We start from the raw sequence: 17356 nt of genomic DNA, 5'->3' as shown, positions 1-17356 counted from the left end.
TGTTCCCAAACCCCGAGGCACCGGCCCCGGACGGCCACCCGGCGCCAAGAACAAGCGCCGGGCACCCCGCTACGACGTCGGCAAAACCGTCAAACGCCCCGAGATTCTCAAGGCCATCGGCTCGTTGACCGTGCATGGTGCTTGATCCTGATGATCGGTGCGTGGTGGAGCACCGGGTACGCGCGCATACTGCCCCGCAGCGCGTGGCCCGTCGCGCACATCGTCCTGCTGGCCGCTGGAGGGTGCCCGGCGTGGCGGATAGCGGAGATCGTCCGGCTGGACGTCTCCACGGTGGAGCGGTGGCGGGACCGGTTCGCTCGGGAGAGGCTGGCTGGGCTGGAGGACCGACCCCGATCGGGCCGGCCGCCCGTGTACGGGCCGGAGGTTCGGCTGCGGATCGTGGCGACGGCCACCAGCACGCCGCCCCACCCCCTGTGACGGCTGGTCGCACCGGCTGTTCGCCGATCACCTGACGGACACGGGCATATCCACCTCTCAGGTCGGGCGAATTCTCGCTGCGCTCCAGGTCAAGTCGCACCGGGTCCGCAGCTGGCTGGCCCGGCCCGCTGACCTGGACTTCTTCACCAAGGCGGCCGAGGTGTGCGCCCTCTACCGCAGTTGCTCGCCGGACCCGGTGGTGGTGTCGGTGGACGAGAAGACCGCGATGGCCGCCCGCTCACGCAGGCGTCCTGACCGGCTGCCCGGCCCCGGCCGGGTGCGCCGGTGGGAGTTCGAGTACGTCCGGCACGGCACCGTCTCGGTCACCGCCGCGCTGGATGTGCACTCCGGGTAGGTCGTCGTGGAGGAACTGCCGCGCAACGACTCCGTGCACTTCGTGAAGTTCCTGACCTGCTGAACAGATACATTCCCGCTGGGCTGACGATCCATCTGGTTCTGGACAACGGCTCCTCGCACACCTCCAGGGCCCCCCGGGCCTGGCTGGCGAAGCATCCGCGGATCGTGACGCACTACACCCCCAAGCACGTCTCCTGGCTCAACCAGGTGGAGATCTTCTTCTCCCTCCTGGCCCGTGCCGTCCTGCGTTACGGGGACTTTCCCTCGCGCCAGGACCTGCTGGAGAAGGTCACCGGCTTCACCGTCGTCCACAACGTGCCTGCCTGCCAGGTCCGTTGGAACTACGAGGGCCGGACCCGCCAGACTGGGTACGAGAGCGCCGCCGCTGCGAAGGAACCGTGCCATGCCCGTTGACTCCATCCTGCAGATCAAGGTCACTCTGGCCGACGTCCGCCCGCCGATCTGGCGACGGTTGCAGGTCCCGGCCGACCTCACGCTCGACCGCCTGCACCTGGTGATCCAGACCGCGATGGGCTGGGAGAACTGCCATATGCACCTCTTTGAGACCCCGGCCGGCGATTACGGGCGACGTGACAGCGAACTCGGCCACCGCGACGAACGCAAGGTCCCGCTCTACGCGGTCGCGCCCGCAGCCGGAGACAAGATCACCTACACCTACGACTTCGGCGACGGCTGGGTCCACCGCGTCGAGGTGGAGAAGGCCCTGCCCCGGGACCCAGGCACCGCCTACCCCCGCTGTCTGACCGGTCGCCGGGCCTGCCCACCCGAGGACTGCGGCGGTCCGTGGGGCTATGCGAACTTCATCGAGGCCATCACCGACCCTGGCCATGAAGAACACGACGAACTCCTGGAGTGGATCGGCGGCACCTTCGACCCCAGCCACTTCGACGCCGAGGACATCAACAAGCGCCTTGCCGCCCGATAGCCATCGGCGGAACTTCCGCGGCGCAACACTAGGTGTACCGGCCGGGGCAGTAGGGGAGGGCCGGAGCGAGACGTCCTCTCGTGTCCGGCACCCCGATGGGGCTGTGGGACGGAGGCTTACGTTGTCAGCTGCTCACGTGCGCAGTGACCGGCGTTCGCCGGTCTCACGTCGCAGTCGGGCTGGCTCATCTCGACCCGCGCCGCGCCGCGTCGAGGGAGAGGCCGAGGGCATCGGTGATCGCCGCGGTGGTCGGGAAGGCGGGGGTGGCCAGGCGGCCTGACTCGATCTTCTTGAGTGCCTCCGGTGGGACACGTGCGTCGAGCGCAATCTCGAGCATCGAGCGCTCTCCCCGGGCCCGACGCGGGAGGGCGCCGAGGCGCTGGCCGCGTGCGACCTCTGTAGGAGTGAGTGGCAGCCTGGCCATGACCATGATTCTAGTACCGGTATAGTTTGACCGTTATAGTTATTGAACTCGTGAGAGAAGTGGCACATGATCGAGATCCTGAACTCCGCCCTGCTGACCCGAGCAAAAGAGACAGGTGCCCTGGTCGCAGACATCCTGCAAACGCTGAAGGGCCGTAGCGCGATCGGCACGAACCTCCTGGACATCGACCGGTGGGCCAAAACCATGATCGCCGAGGCGGGAGCGCTGTCCTGCTACGTCGACTACGCGCCATCCTTCGGGCGCGGCCCGTTCGGCCACTACATCTGCACGGGTGTAAACGACGCCGTGCTCCACGGGCGGCCCTACGACTACACGCTCGCCGACGGTGATTTGCTCACGCTTGACCTTGCCGTCTCCAAGGGCGGAGTCGCTGCAGACGCCGCCATCAGCTTCGTCGTAGGCAATGCGCGGCCCCCGGAGAGCGTCGCGATGATCAGGGCAACCGAACGCGCACTGGCAGCAGGGATCGCCGCCGCCAGACCCGGAGCTCGTACCGGCGACATCTCCCACGCCATCGGAACAGTCCTCAGCCAGGCCGGATACGAGATCAACACCGAATTCGGAGGACATGGCATCGGGTCAACGATGCACCAAGACCCGCACGTTGCGAACACCGGACGGCCTGGCCGTGGATACACACTGCGCCCCGGGCTGCTGCTGGCACTGGAACCGTGGGTCATGGCGGACACCGCCAAACTTGTCACCGACGCCGACGGGTGGACACTCCGAAGCGCGACGGGCTGCCGGACGGCACACAGCGAGCACACGATCGCCATCACCGAGGACGGAGCCGAAATCCTCACGCTGCCGAAGCCGTCGCAGCCGTAAGGCTGCCCCCCCTCGTGCTCCTCTTTCGACTGCGGTGAGCACATGCAGCATCGAAGCGGCCCGCACCACTCGCGCTCCGATGCTGTGCAGGGGTCTCGCCTTTCTCCCAGTGTCTTATCCCGTGGTGCGGGCTTGATCCGGTGATGCCGGGTCGCACTGGGGGGTGGGGGACTCACCGGTGAGGTGTCGAGCCATGAGGTTGGTCATGGCGAGGTGGGTCATGGCCTCGGAGCGGGCCGGGAGGGTCTCGTGGTCGCGAGCCAGACCTGATGGGAAGGCGCGGACGGCGGGCTCGGCGGTCGGGCGACGGCAGCCTCACGCCCACTTCCGTGCCTAGCTTCCGCAGCGCGTCCAGCTGCTCCTCCGTGAGCTTGTCGCGTCGCGATTTGGCGTTGGAAGCTAAGCGGCGCGACCGGCGGCAAATGGTTCATGCTCGCTCCACGCTGGGATGCCGCCTCCTGCCCGGCCAATTCCACCGGCGGTGGAAACCCGGACAAGAAGGGCGCTGCGGCTTTCAGCTGCATCACAGCGCTGACGCCGAGCGCCAAGCAGGGCGCGGAGGAACAAGCAGAGGCTGCGCACATCCGCCAGGCTTTCCTTGCCCCGCAAGACACCAAACCGTACATGTCCGCGAAGAAGGTGCCCGGTCAGACAGCCAAGGACCTGCTGCACCGCACGGTGACCCGCGCCCGCATCGACAAGAACCGGGCGGTGGCGGTCAAGCAGTGCAAGGGCTACTGGGGACCCAACTACACCAGCGGCGGCAAGGAATGCGACGAGTACCCGTTCGCCAGCACCTACGAAGGCGCAGCACAAGCCGAGGAAGACTCCGAATGCTGCCGTGGTGGGAGCGGAGAAGACAGCTCCCACCACGGCACTCCTCGCCTTATGTGCCGGCCGGCCAGAACTGCATGAGGTAGCGCTCCACCCCGACCTCGGTTCCTTCGCCCTCCGACAAGGCAGCCGCCTCGGCCCGGCCACTGCAGCTGACACGAACCCGCCAGGAACCGCCGGACTCCGCCAGCGTGATGACGTCGTCCGCTCGGCCCGTGTGCATGGACCACACCGCCAACTGCCCGCTCATCGACTCGAAATCGGCTTCGGCCACCTCGTCCCAGTCGGCCGAATCCTGCGGCGGAGGAGCCGCGTCCCACACCTCGACATTCACCGTAGCGGTGTGAGTATGGCCACCACTGGTGATGTCCAGACGCCCCGGATGCGCGCCAAGGAAAACGCCGCGCTGAAAGTCATCGGGGAACGGAACCGGCAGGGCCGCGTCGTCATAATCCTGCAACCCGAACGCGAAGTACCCCACGTACGCATCCCCACGCTGCCGCCGGACAAGCTGCGCCACGGGCATCCTCTCGACTCAGCGGGCATGACTCTTTCCAGAATGTCAGATAGCGATGCGCGGGGAGATCGGCGAGCAGAGTTCCAGAACGACCGCTGGCTTGCCTCACTGCCTCAGGAGTGACGAACCAACAGCACCTCAAACCACTTCCGAAACACGTTTTAGGCGTCGGCGAGGAGGGGGTCGTAGGGGGTGCTCGTGCGGCGGCCCGACATGAAGGAGAGGAAGTCGCCCACAAATGCGCTTTGACCGTAGGTGCCGTCGGTGGCGGTGAGGTCGCGGTGGAAGGCGGTGCGGAAGAGGGACCGGTACTCGTCCGCGTCGATGGTTCCGCTGCCGTCCTTGTCGGTGGCGTCGAAAAGCACCTCGGCGACGCGGATGAGCGCGGGGCCGGCGAGGGAGGGGACGGCGGCGGCGTACTCGTCGGCGCTGACGCGGCCGTCGCCGTTCGTGTCGAGGGCAGCCTGGAGCTCGCGCCACCAGGCGGCGAAGGCGTCGTAGAGCCGGGTCTCCTCGGGCTCGTCCAAGTCGAGGCGGGTGGAGAGTTCGCGGGCCATGGCGGCGAGGTCGGGCCAGTCGAGATGGCCGTCGCCGGTCTGGTCCAGCACCTGGCGGAAGAACTCCTCCGCCGAGCGCCGGCTCTCCCCTGTGCCCGCCGAAGGTGCCGGGCCCGGGGTGGGATCGGCGTCGCCGCCCAGCGGGGTGAGGAGGCGGAGCAGGGCCGACGCCCGCTTCATGCGGGCGCGCAAAGCGGCCATGGTCCGGGCGCGGGGGTCGTCGCTGCCAGGTGAGAGGGAGAGGACTTCGATGATGCTTTCGGCGTTGATCCAGCCCTTGGGCAGGAAGCGGGCGAGTCCGGCAGCGAGGTAGGCGCCCTGCATGAGGGTGGGAGCGCCGGGCATCTCCGGCAGTCCGGCCCGGCGCCGGTAGGGCTCGGGGAGCGAGGCGACGGTGATCGCGCCCAGGAGCGGGCCGACGACGGCCCGGCCGGCCGCCCACAGTGTCGGCGCGCCGTCGAGCAGTGCCGGGGCGGGCAGGTGGTCGAAGAGCCGGTAGAGGATGACGCGGGCCGCCTCGGTGTTCTCCAGCTCGCTTTCGACGACCCGGTCGAAGTATCGCCAGAAGTCATTCAGGTCCTCGGGGAGTTCTGCGGCGTCGCCGTCGAGCGCGGCGAGGAACGCACGGTACTCGGCGTACATCCGCTCCATCGTGTCCTGGTCGAGCGGCTGGCCGCTCAGCCGGCACATGGTGACGGCGCTCTCGAAGAGGGTGGCGACCACCCACGCCCGGGCCGCCCGGTCCATCGCGTCGTAGGCGCGACCCCGGGAGTCGGAGCCGCTCATGCGGGCGTGCAGCCGGTTGAGCCGGGCGGCCTCCCGTTCACGTACCGCCAAGTCGGCGCCGAACATGCGCCGCATGCTGAGGAAAGTGTTGCGAAGCCGGCGCCAGGGGTGGGCGACGAAGGTGGAGTTGTCGACGAGGGCGGCGCCGATCTGCGGGTGAGCCGCCTCCAGCACGGTGGCGCGGATCATGGCCAGCGCCCAGCGTGGGTCGTCGAAGAAGGAACTGAACTGCGATTCCGGGCCGAACAGAGGCGTCTCGTCGGCCGTTCCCGTGGTTCCGGTCGTCATGATGGGTCTCCATTCGTCCGGGGCGGCACGCCGCCGAAGCGGCGATCGCGGCACCGGTAGGTGTGCAGGCAGGCGAGGAAGTCGGGGGCCCGGAAGTCCGGCCAGAGCATCTCGGGGAAGACCCACTCGGCATAGGCGACCTGCCAGAGCATGAAGTTGGAGATGCGCTGCTCGCCGGAGGTGCGGATGACGAGGTCCACGTCGGGGGTGTCGGGAAACGGCAGGTGGTCCGCGAAGAGCCGCTCGGTCACCTCACCGGCGGGCGTCCCACTGCGGATCAGCGATCGTGCGGCCTCGACGATGTCCCGGCGCCCGCCGTGGTCGAAGGCGACGGTCAGCGTCATCCCTTGGTTGTCGGCGGTCAGCGTCGCCAGGTCGTCGAAGTCCCGGGCCAGTTCACGGGGGATGCGCGGGTCGGTGACTCCGAGGAAGCGGCAGCGGATGCCGCGGGCGAGCAGCAGCGGCGCGTGTTTGCGCACAACCCGGCGGACCAGGCGCATCAGGTAGTCGACCTCGGTGCCAGGGCGATTCCAGTTCTCGGTGGAGAAGGCGTACAGGCTCAGCCACTCGACGCCCGCGGTCCGGGCCGCCTCGATGATGTCGATAACGGCCGTCTCCGCGGCCCGATGGCCCGCCGTGCGGGGAAGCGAACGCCGCTGCGCCCAGCGGCCGTTGCCGTCCATCACGCAGGCCACGTGCTGCGGCACCGCACGCGCCGGCCCGTCGCCCGGCCGCGGCTCGCCGAACCCGTCGCCGCGCTGTCGCTCGCCCGGCCGGTCCTCCGCCGCTCGTGCGCGCGGGACGCCGTGGTCCCTCACGCCCGGACCCGTCCCGTCCGGAGCGGCACAACCGGCCGTACCGCGCTCGGTCACGCCCACCCCGTCTCACCGCCCTTGCCTCGCCCACGCCCCACCGGCGCGTTGCCTCCCGGGAGTCTGGCAGCGCGAAAGGGCCCTGACCGGCCAAACGGGTGGCTGTCACCCTTGGCACGTACGTCCAAGCCCTTCGTACCGGCACCGGATGGGAACGCACTGCACCATGCGGGAATGAGCGGCATCGCCGGTGACGATGCCGCTCATTCACTTCGTGCGCACCCGGCACGTTTTTCCTGCGGACCGGCCAGGGCTGACACTGGCTCTTGGTGAACCGCGCCACGATCAGCCGGAATGGACGATCCTTACCCACGGCCACCTCCGGTGCGGAAGTTGACCGCGAAGGGAGCCCGTACACGGGCGTGAGACCTGTACAGCCAAGGTGTCAGCCTGCATGCTTCGAAGGGCCGGACCGGAACCGGGATCACCGAAAGGCGGAAACCCCTGTTCCGTCTCATGAGACCTTGCGGAGATGGGGCCGTTGACCTGCGGAGTGACAGGTTGGAGTGGGTTTCGCGCCGGGGTTGGCGGGGCATCGTGGAGGCCGTGTCACTGGCGCCGAGCGTGAGTCCCGTCGATCGTGGCGAGGCCGATGTGTCCTGAGCTGGTCTGTGTCAGGACGGTGGACTGCCTGTTTCCAGAGTTGTCACCAAAGGTGGCCGTTTCCGCGTCAGAACCTGCTGCTGGACCTGACAGCTCAACTGTGGTTGCAGCCGATGCGTATGGGTCTGAGTCCGGGTGCTTAGTAGGGTCGGGGACTGGTGCGGTGACTGACGCTCGGTTGCCAGTCCTCGACCCTACTGAGCTGTCGCCGTTGTGACTTGGCGGACTCAGTACCGGCGAATGATCACAGCTGACCGGTTGTGCAAGCCCGGGACTTTCAGTCCCGGGTCGTTGACAGGAGATCCGCGGCCGTGACGCGATGGAGGTGTATCAGCACGTCGAACTGGCGTCCGAGCGAGGTTTGGTAGGGGTCCTCCGGCCAGGCGTTCCCGATGGAGCGGGTCAGCCGCTTCGCCATGAGCCAGTCTCGCGCCGGCTCGGGCACGGCCCGCAGATCGACGTAGTAGTCCCGGCGCGAGACTCGCTCCAGTACCTCCTCACTGCTGCCCGCGCCCAGCGGCTTCACGGAGAAGCGACGGTAGGGCTCCTCCGGATCCGTCAGATCCATCGCGTTGAACGAGCCCTGCCCGAAGGTGTAACCGATGTTCACGTACTCGGCCCCGACCGTCTGGCGTATGAACTCCCCCTGGGTCTTCGGATACTGCTCAGGGTTGTCGGACTCGTAGGAGACATGGCCGTTGTGGGCCGACAACAGCATCCGGTGGCCGGTGTGCCGCTGCCACCACACAGTGTTCTCCGCCATGATCTGGTCGCGGTAGAGCATGGCCCGAGCGATCTTCTCCGGGTCGGATAAGTCGTAGTACGCGTAGAGGGTGCCGGTCTGGGAGATGGCCCTGGCGTGCTGGAGGATCCACTCGTACGCCTGCCGGTCCCCGTCCGGCCCCTGCGCCTGAAGCAGCTCGTAGGCGCGCCGCACATCCGCGGCCGTCCGCTCGCGCTCGGCGATGGGCTTGGCTATGTTCTCGTTGACGGTCTCCTCCACGCTCCCCGTCGGCCGGAGCTCGCGGTAAAGGCGGCGGAACTCCGTCAGCAGCTCCGGGTGGTGCGCGGACACATAGTCCGTGACCGCGTCGAAGAGTTCAGGTCCCGCGTAGCCGTTGTCCTCACCCATGAACTGCACGGGGCGGTCGGGGTGGCGAACGTTGTGGGCGCGCATCCACCTCAGCAGATTGAGATACTCGCGGGTGTTCCATATCCGGTACGAGCTCTGGAACTCCTCCCGCATGAGCTTCTCCGGGTCGCCCTTCCCGTGCAACACGTACTCGTTGAGGACCAGACCGGTGGACCAGGGCGCCTCCAGCGCGAAGGTGGTGAAGCCTTGCTCCTCGACGAGGTACCGGAAGACGCGGTGCTTCATCGTGAAGAACTGCCGAGAGCTGTGCGTAGCCTCACCCAGGCCGACGATCTTCGCCGAGCCGATCATGCGGCCGAGCGGGCGCAGATCGCTGCCGGGGGCGCCGGCCTCCGTGGAGCGCAGCGGCTCCGCGACGCGCGCCAGTTCGCGCACCGGATCGGTGGCGGTCATCGCGTTCGCGTCCGTCGGCCGGGCGGCGACCGTCAGCGTACCGACCCCGAGCGTCAGCGCCAGCAGGAGCAGCAGTAACCGATGCAATCGATGTGATCTGTGAAATACAGGCATGGATCAAGGCTGCCGATGGGCGGCAGGTCCGGGCAGCCTGCCACCTTCAGTTTTCCTCCTGGGGATAACCACAGGTCCGCTGTGGAGCAGATGCCACTCCGGGACCTGCCGCCTGCCTGCGGCGACCCCACCCATGAATCGACCATCACTGATGCCGTGAGACAAGCCACATGGAACGGGACGCGAGTCACCCCGGTGGGTGACCGCACCCTCGACAACCGCCACTGGACATGAGATTCGAGGCCGCCTCACTCAGAACAGTGAGACTCGTTCAAGCTCAGCGAGACGGGACAGCCGCTGACGTATGCGTCTCAGTGACATGGCCAACTGGCCAGCCAGGAGCCCTCCGGTCTGAGATTCGGCCACGGAATCTGAGATCCCGCAAAGTCATGTAGGGTCTCGCCGCCCATGTCCAACGGCGACGCTGTGACCTGGTGGTTGTCGCGCTGTCTCACGCCGTGTCCAGCCGTTCAGTCTCACGATCGTGTCCACATCCTCGGAACGGCCGGGAGGCGCACGTCGCTGACCTGCGAAGTCTCGCGAGTGGACATCAGCAGGACATTGGCCGTGAGATTAGGACACGGCTCGTGAGACCCCACAAAAGTTGTAGGTTCTCCAGTTCGCTGCCATCTGGCGACTCTGCGACCTGCTGTTCTTCCATCTGTCTCAGACAGTGACGGATTGGTTCTGTCTCAGGATCGTGTCAGTGCGGTGTGGGAGCGCGGCATCCCGCACGAGAAGTACACCGTCCAGGCGCCCTGAGCTGCTCATGCCCGTCTCTCCATCGTCCAGCGCCCAGGCGGCCCGTGAGGCGCTCGCAGTGCGGCTCACGCACCTGCGCAAGGACGCCGGCCTCACCGGGAAGGAACTCTCCGCCCGGTGCGGCTGGCATCCGGCGAAGACCACCCGCATCCAGAAGGGCGACGCCGGGCCTTCGGACACCGACATCCGCACCTGGTGCGCGGCGTGCGGCGCCGACGACCAGGCCGACGACCTCATCGCCACCGCCCGCGCCGTCGACTCGATGTACCTGGAGTGGCGCCGCCTGCACCAGGGCGGCATGCGCCAGGTCCAGGAGGACTGGTACGCCCTGCACGAGCAGACCCGCCACTGCCGCGTCTACCTCTCCAACCTCCCGCCCGGCTTCCTCCAGACCCCGGCGTTCGCGACCGCCCTCATGGAGCAGATCACCCGCTTCCAGGGCACCCCCGACGACGTCGCCGAAGCTGTCGCCGCCCGCGTCGCGCGCTCCCGGTTCCTCTACGAGGGCGGCCACCGCTACGTCGTGCTCATGGAGGAGTCCGTCCTGCGCTTCCGCACCGCCGACCCCGAGGCGATGCGCGGGCAGCTGCGCCATCTCCTGGCCGTGATGCCGCTTGCTTCCGTCTGGCTGGGGATCATCCCGTTCACCGCGCAGCGCACCGTGTGGCCGTTGGAGGCGTTCTACGTCCACGACGACACCATGGCCGTGGTGGAGACGCTGACGGCGGAGATCAAGGTGACGCAGCCGCGCGAGCTCGCCGACTACGCCAAGGCGTTCGCCGGCCTCGCACAGATGGCCGTCTACGGCGAGGCCGCCCGCGCCTTGATCCGGGCCGCGATCGACGCCCTGGAGTGAACCTCCGCAATTCTCCGCAACTTCGTTGAGGAGCGAGCGACGGCCTCCGTAGCGTCGAACGACACCGAGGCACCCGGCAACAGAAGGCGGTGCCCATGAGCGCACCCACATCCGCCGGACCCGCACCGGAAGGACACGGACTCCAGCCCTCTGCCTTCGGCCGGCTTTCCCCGGCGCTGCTCGCCCGCGCCGACCGCGGCTACGCCCGCTTCCTCGCCGTCCAGGCCCCGGACGCCAGCATAAAGTCGGTGGGGCGGCGGAAGACGGCGGCGATGTGGAGTCCGGCGAGGTAGATGATGGCGGTCCCGCCGCGGCGTCGCCCACGGCTCCGGACCGGGCAAGACACGTTGAGTGGTGGAGCGGACCTTCGCCTGGCTCCACCAGTTCAAGCGTCTGCGCGGATCAGCTCGGATACGTACTGAGGTTTTCGGGTCGCTGTCAGGTGGTGACGGTTCATGATCCTCGCGGTGTGCCGGTGGGGTGAGGTATTCGGAGAGTGGGGTCTGCCCGCTGAGCGTCGGCCGTTTCCTGAGGGGATCCCGCTTCAGGCCGGGGTGCGGTTCGCGGTGGATGAGAAAGCCACGGTGATCGCGAAGGACCTGCGGGTGAGTGTGCGGTCGGTGGCGCCGTGCCTGGCGCGAGGGCGGCATGGAGGCCTTGCGCTTGACGGGCCCGGCGAACTCCTCGACCGTCACCGATGCCCAGTTCGCCGTCCTCGAGGAGAAACCCGGGCCTGCCTCCTCTCACACGTCCGGCCTACTCGGAGCGGGACGGCTTCTCCGCGGTTGCCTTGGGCGCCTTGGGTGCCTCCGGAGCCTTCGGAGCCTCCGGGGTCTTGGGGGGCTTGCTGAAGTCGTTCTTCTTCGGCCTGTTCTCCAGATCCTCGTCCTTCTGGAGGTCGCCGTATTCCCTCACCGTCGCGCTCGCGTCCTGCATGCCGGCGGAGGCTGCCTTGGTGACCGATCCGGGGTCCTGGGCGTACTGGGCCTGCGCGCCGGCGGATGCCTGGGTGGTCTGGATGAAGGAGCCGAGGAAGCCCAGGACGGCCCGCGCCTCGGGCGATGTCTCCTGCACGATCTTCGCGCGGGAGGAGGCGCCGTGGATCGCGTTGTTGAACAGGCTGGTGCTCGTGTCGTCGTATGTGCCGTCGTCGGAGTCCTCGAAGTCGACGTCCTCACCCGGCTGGGGCTTCGTACTGTCGGTGGTCACGGAGAAAAGCCCCGCGCCCTTGCCGGCGGAGTTGAAGATGTTGTCGAACACCATGGTCGTCACCTCTGGTCGTTGTGGCGGCGGTGCCACGTGGTCAGGGCTGCTTGTAAAGGGTCTGCTGGCTGACGGTCAGGTTCTCGACGTCGAGCATGGTGTGGTGGACGTTCAGGGTGGAGACGACCTCGGCCAGTCCCTTCATGCGGAAGCCGCCGGGCGCCAGGTCGATGTCGTTGATGTCACGGGCGACCATGTGGCTGAGGCCAGGGTAGGTGCCGGGCTGCGGGGGGGACAGGACCGTCGCCGGCACGGCGTACTGGACCGCGATCAGTCCGGAGAAGGTCACCGGGATCTCGTAGGTGTACTGCTTGCGGGTGCGCCGTTGGGTGACGATGGTCTGTACGCGGGAGTTCGCCGGCACCTTGCCGGAGATCTGCGACTTGGAGGCCCAGCTGGTGTTCAGGGAGCCGCCGACCGTGGCGGCGATACCCAGGGCCAACTGGGCGTTGAGTGACGCGTTGCCGGTGGCGCTGCCCGAGGTTGTGAACCCCACCGAGTTGGTCATCGTGTTCGACGAGGAGTTCGTCGCGGAGCTGCTCGCGGACGTCTCGGTGGTGTTGGCGTTGTCGACGCCGATGCTGTCCTTGCTGTTCTTGTTGGTGACCGTGTTCGCGTTCTTGTTCGCCGTCCCGTTCTGGCACGACGCCGCGAGCTGCGCCTGCAGGTCCAGGCGGAGCTGGTTCTGCAGCTGCAGCTGGAGCGAGGCGCCGACGCTGCCGCCGAAGGTGAGTTTGGCGTCGCCGTGGAGCGACCAGGTGACTCCGTTGGAGACGGTGAAGTCGACCGAGTCGGTGAAGGTCATCTCGGTGCCGCTGCGGTTGACGTAGGTGCGAGAAGAGAACGTGTCGGGCGGGGGCTGGGCGATGTCGCCCCGCACCTCGATCAGCGGCTCCCCGAGGTTCATGTAGGCGAGCCAGCCCCGCTCGAACGCGGTCCCCGAGAAGGTGCCGAAGCTCGACTTGTTCACAGAGAACCCGACGGGCTTGTGTTTTACACCGGAGGGGTCGGCGTAGACCAGGTTGGGGTGGTTCAGGATGGCCTGCCAGATCTGCTCGATGTTGAGTTCCCGCAGGTTCTTCTTCGTCAGCGGCTGACGCTTGGCGTCTACCAGGCTGTATGCAGTGGAAGGCATCTACCCATCCTTGAATGACTTCGACCGAACCATGCTCGGTGAAATGAGAACAGAAAACGCACGTGTTCCGACAGGCGAAATTACCGCGTCTCCTCTTGTCAGGGAAGGTGTATTCACATGTCACGCTCAATCGAGTGATCGATTTTCGGAAGTTGCTTCCGAAATGCCGGTGAAGTGACCTTTCTTCACTGGCATTCACTCGATCGGTGACTTTTTGTCAACCTTGTTCATGGGTACCGTGACCCCAGGCGTTATGGCAGGGGGAGTTTCGCTTTCGGTCGTTCATCCAGCTCCGTTCGGCTTCCGTTCGAAGGCCAGGTTCGCTTCAATACGGCCCCATTGGATGCCGTGTTAAGCATCCGAAGTTTTTGTGTTTCGCATTCAGAACAGGTGAGGTTTCCGCGATGTACACCCAAGAGCGCACGGCGATGTCCAATTTGGTGGTCGGCGGCCCGGTGGCGGTAAACAGCTACGACAACGCGATCGTTGCGGCGCTGGTCGAAAACCGTCCGGTGATGCTCGTCCATGCCTTCAACGGCGGCTACCTGCGACCCGCAGAGCTGGGCGAAGCGAGCCACGACAAGGGCGTCCAACTGGCCACCGCCCTCGACGAGACCGTCAAGGAGGCCAAGGGCCACCTCTGGCACATCACCCCCGCCGGCTTCTTCGGGCAGCGGCCGCTGTACTTCATCGAGAGTGCCGCCGGCCAGGCGACGCCCAAGCCCGTCGGCGCGGGCGGAACCGACACCGGACGTGGCGACGACGGCATGCCGAAGCCGCAGCGTAGGCGCATCACCGTCCACCAGGACGCGCCCCAGAGCACGGCCGACACCGTCCAGGTCGGCCTGCCCGACAAGGTCGGCGACAAATGGCGGGGGAAGAACGGCGCACCCGAGGACACCCAGCTCTGGGTCGTCACGGTCACTCCGTGGGGCGGCATCACCTTCGTGCCCATCACCCACCCCGACACCATCCTCGGCTTCAAGGACCACGCGGTGACCGCCAACAGCGAGGTGAGCCTCACCCACAACTGGGGCGGGGACTTCACCGGGACGGTCATCAACACGTTCTACCCGCGCCTGCCCAGCGAGTGGAATGTCCCGTACCACCACGTCTTCACGTGATCCGCGGCCACCGCCGTACGACACCCGTCCCGAGCCACCGTCCGCACCGCCTGGAAGAGGCACCACGATGCCCGTGCCCACGGAAGAACTGAAACTGGAGATCGTCAACGCCGCCACGGGGGAGATCCTCGACGGCAGGGCCGCACCGGGGCAGGGCGGGGCGGTCGTCGTCCGTGAGCTCCCCGAGGACGGTCCGGCCCCGGAGCAGTGGCAGATCCTTCCCGTGCAGTCCGCGCAGGACGAGCAGGTCTACGTGATCCGCAACGTGACCGGCGGGAAGGCCCTTGAGCAGCCTGCCGCCGCGGACGGCGGCGTCCGTCAGGGAGACGCGGCCGACGGCAAGAAGACCCAGCAGTGGCGCCTCGTCCCCGTCGAGGGCGCAGCCGCCCTCTACTTCATCGAGAGCGCGGCTGACGACACCGTCCTCGACCTCGACCTCGACGCGTCCGGTGAGAGCGGCACCCCGGTCGTCCTGCGCGCGTACGACGAGGATGCGGAGAGCCAGCGGTGGCGTCTCGTGCCGGCCGAGCCCGAGCGTGTCAGCGACCCCGTACTGCGCTGGGCACGGCTGGGGCACTGGAACGGCCGGCAGTCCTGGCGTCTGGCTCCCTCGGCGGCGCTGCGGCCCGCACCCGGCGCGACACCCCCGTTCAGCGATCTGCTGCTGGTCCTCGAGCGGTTCGGAAGTGACCAGGACGCCGGCGGGTGGAAGAGTGAAGGGGCCGTGCCCTGCCCCGGCGCACAACCGGGCCGGTGGGCCGGACTCGGCGCGCGGTTCCTCGCCGACACCGCCGAAAAGGCGCCAGCGGCCATCGTTGCGCTCAAGCCAGCCAAGGGGGCCGTGACAGCGGCTGCGCGAGGTGACGGCACGTTCGAGGCCGAGGAGCGGGTCCTGCAGCCGCCCGCGCCCTCCGCGAGCCCTGCGGACCTGTGGACCCTCGCCGACATCACGGGCGGAGGCAAGCCCGGCATCGTGGTGCTAGCAGCCGACGGTGTCCGGGTGTCTACCCAGGACGAGGACGGGACGTTCGCGCCCGCGGGCGGCGAGCCGACCCTCCAAGCTTTCGGCCACGGCGATCAGGCCGGCGGGTGGTTGGCCGACAAGCATCCCCGCTTCCTGGCCGACACCACCGGCAGCGGCAGGCTCGACATCGTCGGCTGCCACGACGACGGCGTCTGGATCTCCCTCCAAGACGAGGACGGGAACTTCGCGCCGCTGTCCGACGAGTCCGCTCTCCGTGCTTTCGGCCACGACGAGAAGGCCGGCGGGTGGCTGGCCGACAAGCATCCCCGCTTCCTCGCCGACACCACCGGCAGCGGCAGGCTCGACATCGTCGGCTGCCACGACGACGGCGTCTGGATCTCCCTCCAGGAGGGAGATGGCGTCTTCGCCGAGCCCCTGTACGTCCTCGCCGACTTCGGGACCGACCAGGGGTGGACCTCGGCCGAGGAGCACCCCCGGTTCCTGCTGAAGACCACCGGCGACGGGGCGACGGACATGATCGGCTTCGGCTCCCACGGCGTGGTCGTCGCACGCGGCCTCGACGACGGCACCTTCGAGCCCTCGAAGCTCGTCCTGAACGACTTCGGCACCGCCCAGGGATGGACGGCCGAGAAGCACCTGCGCTTCCTCGCCGATGTGACCGGTGACGGCAACCCCGACATCGTCGGCTTCGGCGACGAAGGGGTCTGGGTCTCCCACAACCGCGGTGACGGCACGTTCGAGCAGGCCCAACTGGCCTGCCGCGGCTTCGGGTACAACGACGACGCCGGCGCCTGGCGGGTCGGCCACCACCCCCGCTTCCTCGCGGACATCACCGGCGACGGACGCGTCGACATCGTCGGCTTCGGAGGACCGGGCGTGTACGTGGCCCGCAACCTCTACCGCCGCTTCCGAACCCGATAAGCCCTGGGTTGAAACAGCAACAGCGGCATCTCGACAATGGGTCACCGGGCTGCCGTCCTGTATACGGCGCCGGGATGCGGCCCCCGGTGCGGAACCCGGCCACTCCGGCCGGTCCGGTGCTACGGCACCGGTTCGGTCAGCCAGAGCGTCTCGCTGCCCATACACGGGCCGGGGACCACATCCTCGCCCCTGGGGGACGAGACACAGCGCTCTGGGCCGGTCGTCGGTGGCCCACCGCTGGGCGCCAGAGCCACTGCCCGGACCCTGCGCGTACCACTCCTGCTCGGGGTCTCGCTGTCGCACTGCACGACCGTGGCGTATTCGAGGATGTCCGTCTATGGATGCGCCCATACCCTGTGTACTCGATTAACTACTCTGCGTAGTTAAAGTTGGGGAGAATTCATGCGTAAATCCACGGCGGCATGCACGGTGCTCGCGCTGGGAGCGAGCTTGTTGCTCGGAGGGCTGGCGCCCGGAGCCACTGCTGCGGCCGCTCCTGGTGCGGTCACGGCGCTCCGTGCGCCGACGCCTCCGTCGTCTGTCACTGATCTCGATGCCCCGGGGCCGGCCAGGACGGTCGAGTTCCCGCCGGACGGGCGGGTCCGCTCAAGTCCGGGGCATGTGAAGATCCAGGCTCCGCAGTACACGCGCATTGTCCGGGTGGACCCCTGGTGCAGCGGCATGAGCTGCCCTGTGTCCATTGCCCCCGACGGCTCGTCCGCCAGCTTTTCGCTGCAGAGCAACAACTGGGTGTGGAGCCGGCCCTGGAAGGTTGACGTTGTCGCCGCGGATGACGCGCCCATGGCAGGTGGTCGGTTCACCGGCACTCTCACCTTTGAAGGTGTGGCGGTGGACTGGACCGTCAACATCACCCAGGGCACTCCCGGGGCCTTCGGCGGGTACGTCAGCAGCGTCCCCGGGGGAGGAGGCGCCCGGGTTCGTTTCGTCGACCCCGATCTGAATGCCGCCGCTGCAGGGTTCAGAGACAAGGACATCATCACCTCCGTCGACGGTCAGCCCGTCACGTCGGCGGCCTCCCTCAGCACCGTCCTCGCCGGTAAGCGAGCCGGAATCGCGGTGCCCGTGGGCATCATGCGCAACGGTATCCAGATGACCTTGCAGTACACGGTCGACGAGTGATCGCCGCGACGTCCACGCGCGGGCGCGCTTGCCGCCTGC

Annotated in this window: 18 protein-coding genes and 1 pseudogene; 12 read left to right on the top strand and 7 right to left on the bottom strand. The window is 67.7% G+C overall.

Features of this window, described 5'->3' with window-relative positions; translation table 11 throughout:
- Positions 1-150: 150 nt before the first annotated feature.
- The 4 genes from ACWD0Y_RS18590 (at position 151) to ACWD0Y_RS18575 (ending at position 1741) form a co-directional block, all read left to right on the top strand.
- Positions 151-438: a helix-turn-helix domain-containing protein gene (locus ACWD0Y_RS18590; RefSeq protein ID WP_450261422.1), complete on the top strand. Its 288-nt coding sequence runs from the start codon at positions 151-153 to the stop codon at positions 436-438.
- 160 nt (positions 439-598) lie between these two features.
- Positions 599-793, top strand: coding sequence for a hypothetical protein (locus ACWD0Y_RS18585; RefSeq protein WP_450261421.1), 195 nt, complete (start codon positions 599-601; stop codon positions 791-793).
- Positions 724-1209 (top strand): transposase, encoded by a 486-nt coding sequence (locus ACWD0Y_RS18580; protein WP_450261420.1) that lies wholly within the window; start codon positions 724-726, stop codon positions 1207-1209. Before ACWD0Y_RS18585 ends, ACWD0Y_RS18580 begins: the two co-directional genes overlap by 70 nt.
- The gene (locus tag ACWD0Y_RS18575) at positions 1199-1741 is read left to right on the top strand and encodes a plasmid pRiA4b ORF-3 family protein (RefSeq protein ID WP_450261419.1); all 543 of its coding nucleotides are present in this window, start codon (positions 1199-1201) and stop codon (positions 1739-1741) included. The genes ACWD0Y_RS18580 and ACWD0Y_RS18575 overlap by 11 nt, the downstream gene beginning before the upstream one ends.
- A 184-nt stretch (positions 1742-1925) precedes the next feature.
- On the opposite strand, the gene ACWD0Y_RS18570 is transcribed toward ACWD0Y_RS18575, so the two are convergent.
- The gene (locus tag ACWD0Y_RS18570) at positions 1926-2165 is read right to left on the bottom strand and encodes a transcriptional regulator (RefSeq protein WP_450261418.1); all 240 of its coding nucleotides are present in this window, start codon (positions 2163-2165) and stop codon (positions 1926-1928) included.
- Positions 2166-2231: 66 nt separating this feature from the next.
- On the opposite strand from ACWD0Y_RS18570, the gene map reads away from it, so the two are divergent.
- Together map and ACWD0Y_RS18560 are read left to right on the top strand one after the other, a co-directional pair.
- Positions 2232-3014: a type I methionyl aminopeptidase gene (gene map, locus ACWD0Y_RS18565; protein ID WP_450261417.1), complete on the top strand. Its 783-nt coding sequence runs from the start codon at positions 2232-2234 to the stop codon at positions 3012-3014.
- Positions 3015-3443: 429 nt separating this feature from the next.
- Positions 3444-3929 carry a NucA/NucB deoxyribonuclease domain-containing protein gene (locus ACWD0Y_RS18560; RefSeq protein ID WP_450261416.1) on the top strand — a complete coding sequence of 162 codons (486 nt, stop codon included), beginning with the start codon at positions 3444-3446 and terminating at the stop codon, positions 3927-3929.
- Here the strand turns inward: ACWD0Y_RS18560 and ACWD0Y_RS18555 are convergent.
- The 4 genes from ACWD0Y_RS18555 to ACWD0Y_RS18540 all read right to left on the bottom strand — a co-directional run bounded on the left by ACWD0Y_RS18555 (position 3901) and on the right by ACWD0Y_RS18540 (position 9131).
- Positions 3901-4374 carry a hypothetical protein gene (locus ACWD0Y_RS18555; RefSeq protein ID WP_450261415.1) on the bottom strand — a complete coding sequence of 158 codons (474 nt, stop codon included), beginning with the start codon at positions 4372-4374 and terminating at the stop codon, positions 3901-3903. The two genes, ACWD0Y_RS18560 and ACWD0Y_RS18555, sit on opposite strands and share 29 nt — an antisense overlap.
- Positions 4375-4526: 152 nt before the next feature.
- Positions 4527-5996 (bottom strand): oxygenase MpaB family protein, encoded by a 1470-nt coding sequence (locus ACWD0Y_RS18550; protein WP_450261414.1) that lies wholly within the window; start codon positions 5994-5996, stop codon positions 4527-4529.
- Positions 5993-6703, bottom strand: coding sequence for a polyprenyl diphosphate synthase (gene uppS / locus ACWD0Y_RS18545; protein WP_450261425.1), 711 nt, complete (start codon positions 6701-6703; stop codon positions 5993-5995). Before uppS ends, ACWD0Y_RS18550 begins: the two co-directional genes overlap by 4 nt.
- Positions 6704-7748: 1045 nt before the next feature.
- A complete protein-coding gene (locus tag ACWD0Y_RS18540; RefSeq protein ID WP_450261413.1) occupies positions 7749-9131 on the bottom strand; it encodes an erythromycin esterase family protein in 1383 nt (460 codons plus the stop codon).
- Between the two features lie 769 nt (positions 9132-9900).
- Here ACWD0Y_RS18540 and ACWD0Y_RS18535 point away from each other — a divergent pair.
- From ACWD0Y_RS18535 to ACWD0Y_RS18525, 3 genes and pseudogenes are all read left to right on the top strand, one after another.
- Positions 9901-10749, top strand: coding sequence for a Scr1 family TA system antitoxin-like transcriptional regulator (locus ACWD0Y_RS18535; RefSeq protein ID WP_450261412.1), 849 nt, complete (start codon positions 9901-9903; stop codon positions 10747-10749).
- Between the two features lie 95 nt (positions 10750-10844).
- Positions 10845-11042 (top strand): hypothetical protein, encoded by a 198-nt coding sequence (locus ACWD0Y_RS18530; RefSeq protein ID WP_450261411.1) that lies wholly within the window; start codon positions 10845-10847, stop codon positions 11040-11042.
- A gap of 162 nt (positions 11043-11204) precedes the next feature.
- Positions 11205-11493 (top strand): annotated as a pseudogene (locus ACWD0Y_RS18525) (hypothetical protein); the annotation flags it as partial.
- A gap of 12 nt (positions 11494-11505) precedes the next feature.
- On the opposite strand, the gene ACWD0Y_RS18520 reads toward ACWD0Y_RS18525, so the two are convergent.
- Complete coding sequence (locus tag ACWD0Y_RS18520) at positions 11506-12012, bottom strand: hypothetical protein (RefSeq protein WP_450261410.1); 507 nt, start codon at positions 12010-12012, stop codon at positions 11506-11508.
- A gap of 40 nt (positions 12013-12052) precedes the next feature.
- Complete coding sequence (locus ACWD0Y_RS18515) at positions 12053-13147, bottom strand: hypothetical protein (RefSeq protein ID WP_450261409.1); 1095 nt, start codon at positions 13145-13147, stop codon at positions 12053-12055.
- Between the two features lie 404 nt (positions 13148-13551).
- Here ACWD0Y_RS18515 and ACWD0Y_RS18510 point away from each other — a divergent pair, with 404 nt between their 5' ends.
- The 3 genes from ACWD0Y_RS18510 (at position 13552) to ACWD0Y_RS18500 (ending at position 17317) form a co-directional block, all read left to right on the top strand.
- Positions 13552-14271, top strand: coding sequence for a hypothetical protein (locus ACWD0Y_RS18510; protein WP_450261408.1), 720 nt, complete (start codon positions 13552-13554; stop codon positions 14269-14271).
- Between the two features lie 67 nt (positions 14272-14338).
- The gene (locus ACWD0Y_RS18505; protein WP_450261407.1) at positions 14339-16177 is read left to right on the top strand and encodes an FG-GAP-like repeat-containing protein; all 1839 of its coding nucleotides are present in this window, start codon (positions 14339-14341) and stop codon (positions 16175-16177) included.
- Between the two features lie 621 nt (positions 16178-16798).
- Positions 16799-17317, top strand: a complete 519-nt coding sequence (locus tag ACWD0Y_RS18500) for a PDZ domain-containing protein (protein ID WP_450261406.1) — start codon at positions 16799-16801, stop codon at positions 17315-17317.
- The last annotated feature ends 39 nt before the right edge of the window (positions 17318-17356 follow it).

It is taken from the genome of Streptomyces altiplanensis (assembly GCF_053591575.1).
This window is presented reverse-complemented; position numbering and strand designations above follow the sequence as displayed.

Coding starts and splice junctions, on each gene's coding strand:
- ACWD0Y_RS18590 (WP_450261422.1), top strand. CDS start 151: ATGATCGGTGCGTGGTGGAGCACCGGGTACGCGCGCATACTGCCCCGC.
- ACWD0Y_RS18515 (WP_450261409.1), bottom strand. CDS start 13,147: ATGCCTTCCACTGCATACAGCCTGGTAGACGCCAAGCGTCAGCCGCTG.
- ACWD0Y_RS18520 (WP_450261410.1), bottom strand. CDS start 12,012: ATGGTGTTCGACAACATCTTCAACTCCGCCGGCAAGGGCGCGGGGCTT.
- ACWD0Y_RS18560 (WP_450261416.1), top strand. CDS start 3,444: ATGCTCGCTCCACGCTGGGATGCCGCCTCCTGCCCGGCCAATTCCACC.
- map (WP_450261417.1), top strand. CDS start 2,232: ATGATCGAGATCCTGAACTCCGCCCTGCTGACCCGAGCAAAAGAGACA.
- ACWD0Y_RS18540 (WP_450261413.1), bottom strand. CDS start 9,131: ATGCCTGTATTTCACAGATCACATCGATTGCATCGGTTACTGCTGCTC.
- ACWD0Y_RS18535 (WP_450261412.1), top strand. CDS start 9,901: ATGCCCGTCTCTCCATCGTCCAGCGCCCAGGCGGCCCGTGAGGCGCTC.
- ACWD0Y_RS18550 (WP_450261414.1), bottom strand. CDS start 5,996: ATGACGACCGGAACCACGGGAACGGCCGACGAGACGCCTCTGTTCGGC.
- ACWD0Y_RS18555 (WP_450261415.1), bottom strand. CDS start 4,374: ATGCCCGTGGCGCAGCTTGTCCGGCGGCAGCGTGGGGATGCGTACGTG.
- ACWD0Y_RS18530 (WP_450261411.1), top strand. CDS start 10,845: ATGAGCGCACCCACATCCGCCGGACCCGCACCGGAAGGACACGGACTC.
- ACWD0Y_RS18570 (WP_450261418.1), bottom strand. CDS start 2,165: ATGGCCAGGCTGCCACTCACTCCTACAGAGGTCGCACGCGGCCAGCGC.
- ACWD0Y_RS18510 (WP_450261408.1), top strand. CDS start 13,552: ATGTACACCCAAGAGCGCACGGCGATGTCCAATTTGGTGGTCGGCGGC.
- ACWD0Y_RS18505 (WP_450261407.1), top strand. CDS start 14,339: ATGCCCGTGCCCACGGAAGAACTGAAACTGGAGATCGTCAACGCCGCC.
- ACWD0Y_RS18575 (WP_450261419.1), top strand. CDS start 1,199: ATGCCCGTTGACTCCATCCTGCAGATCAAGGTCACTCTGGCCGACGTC.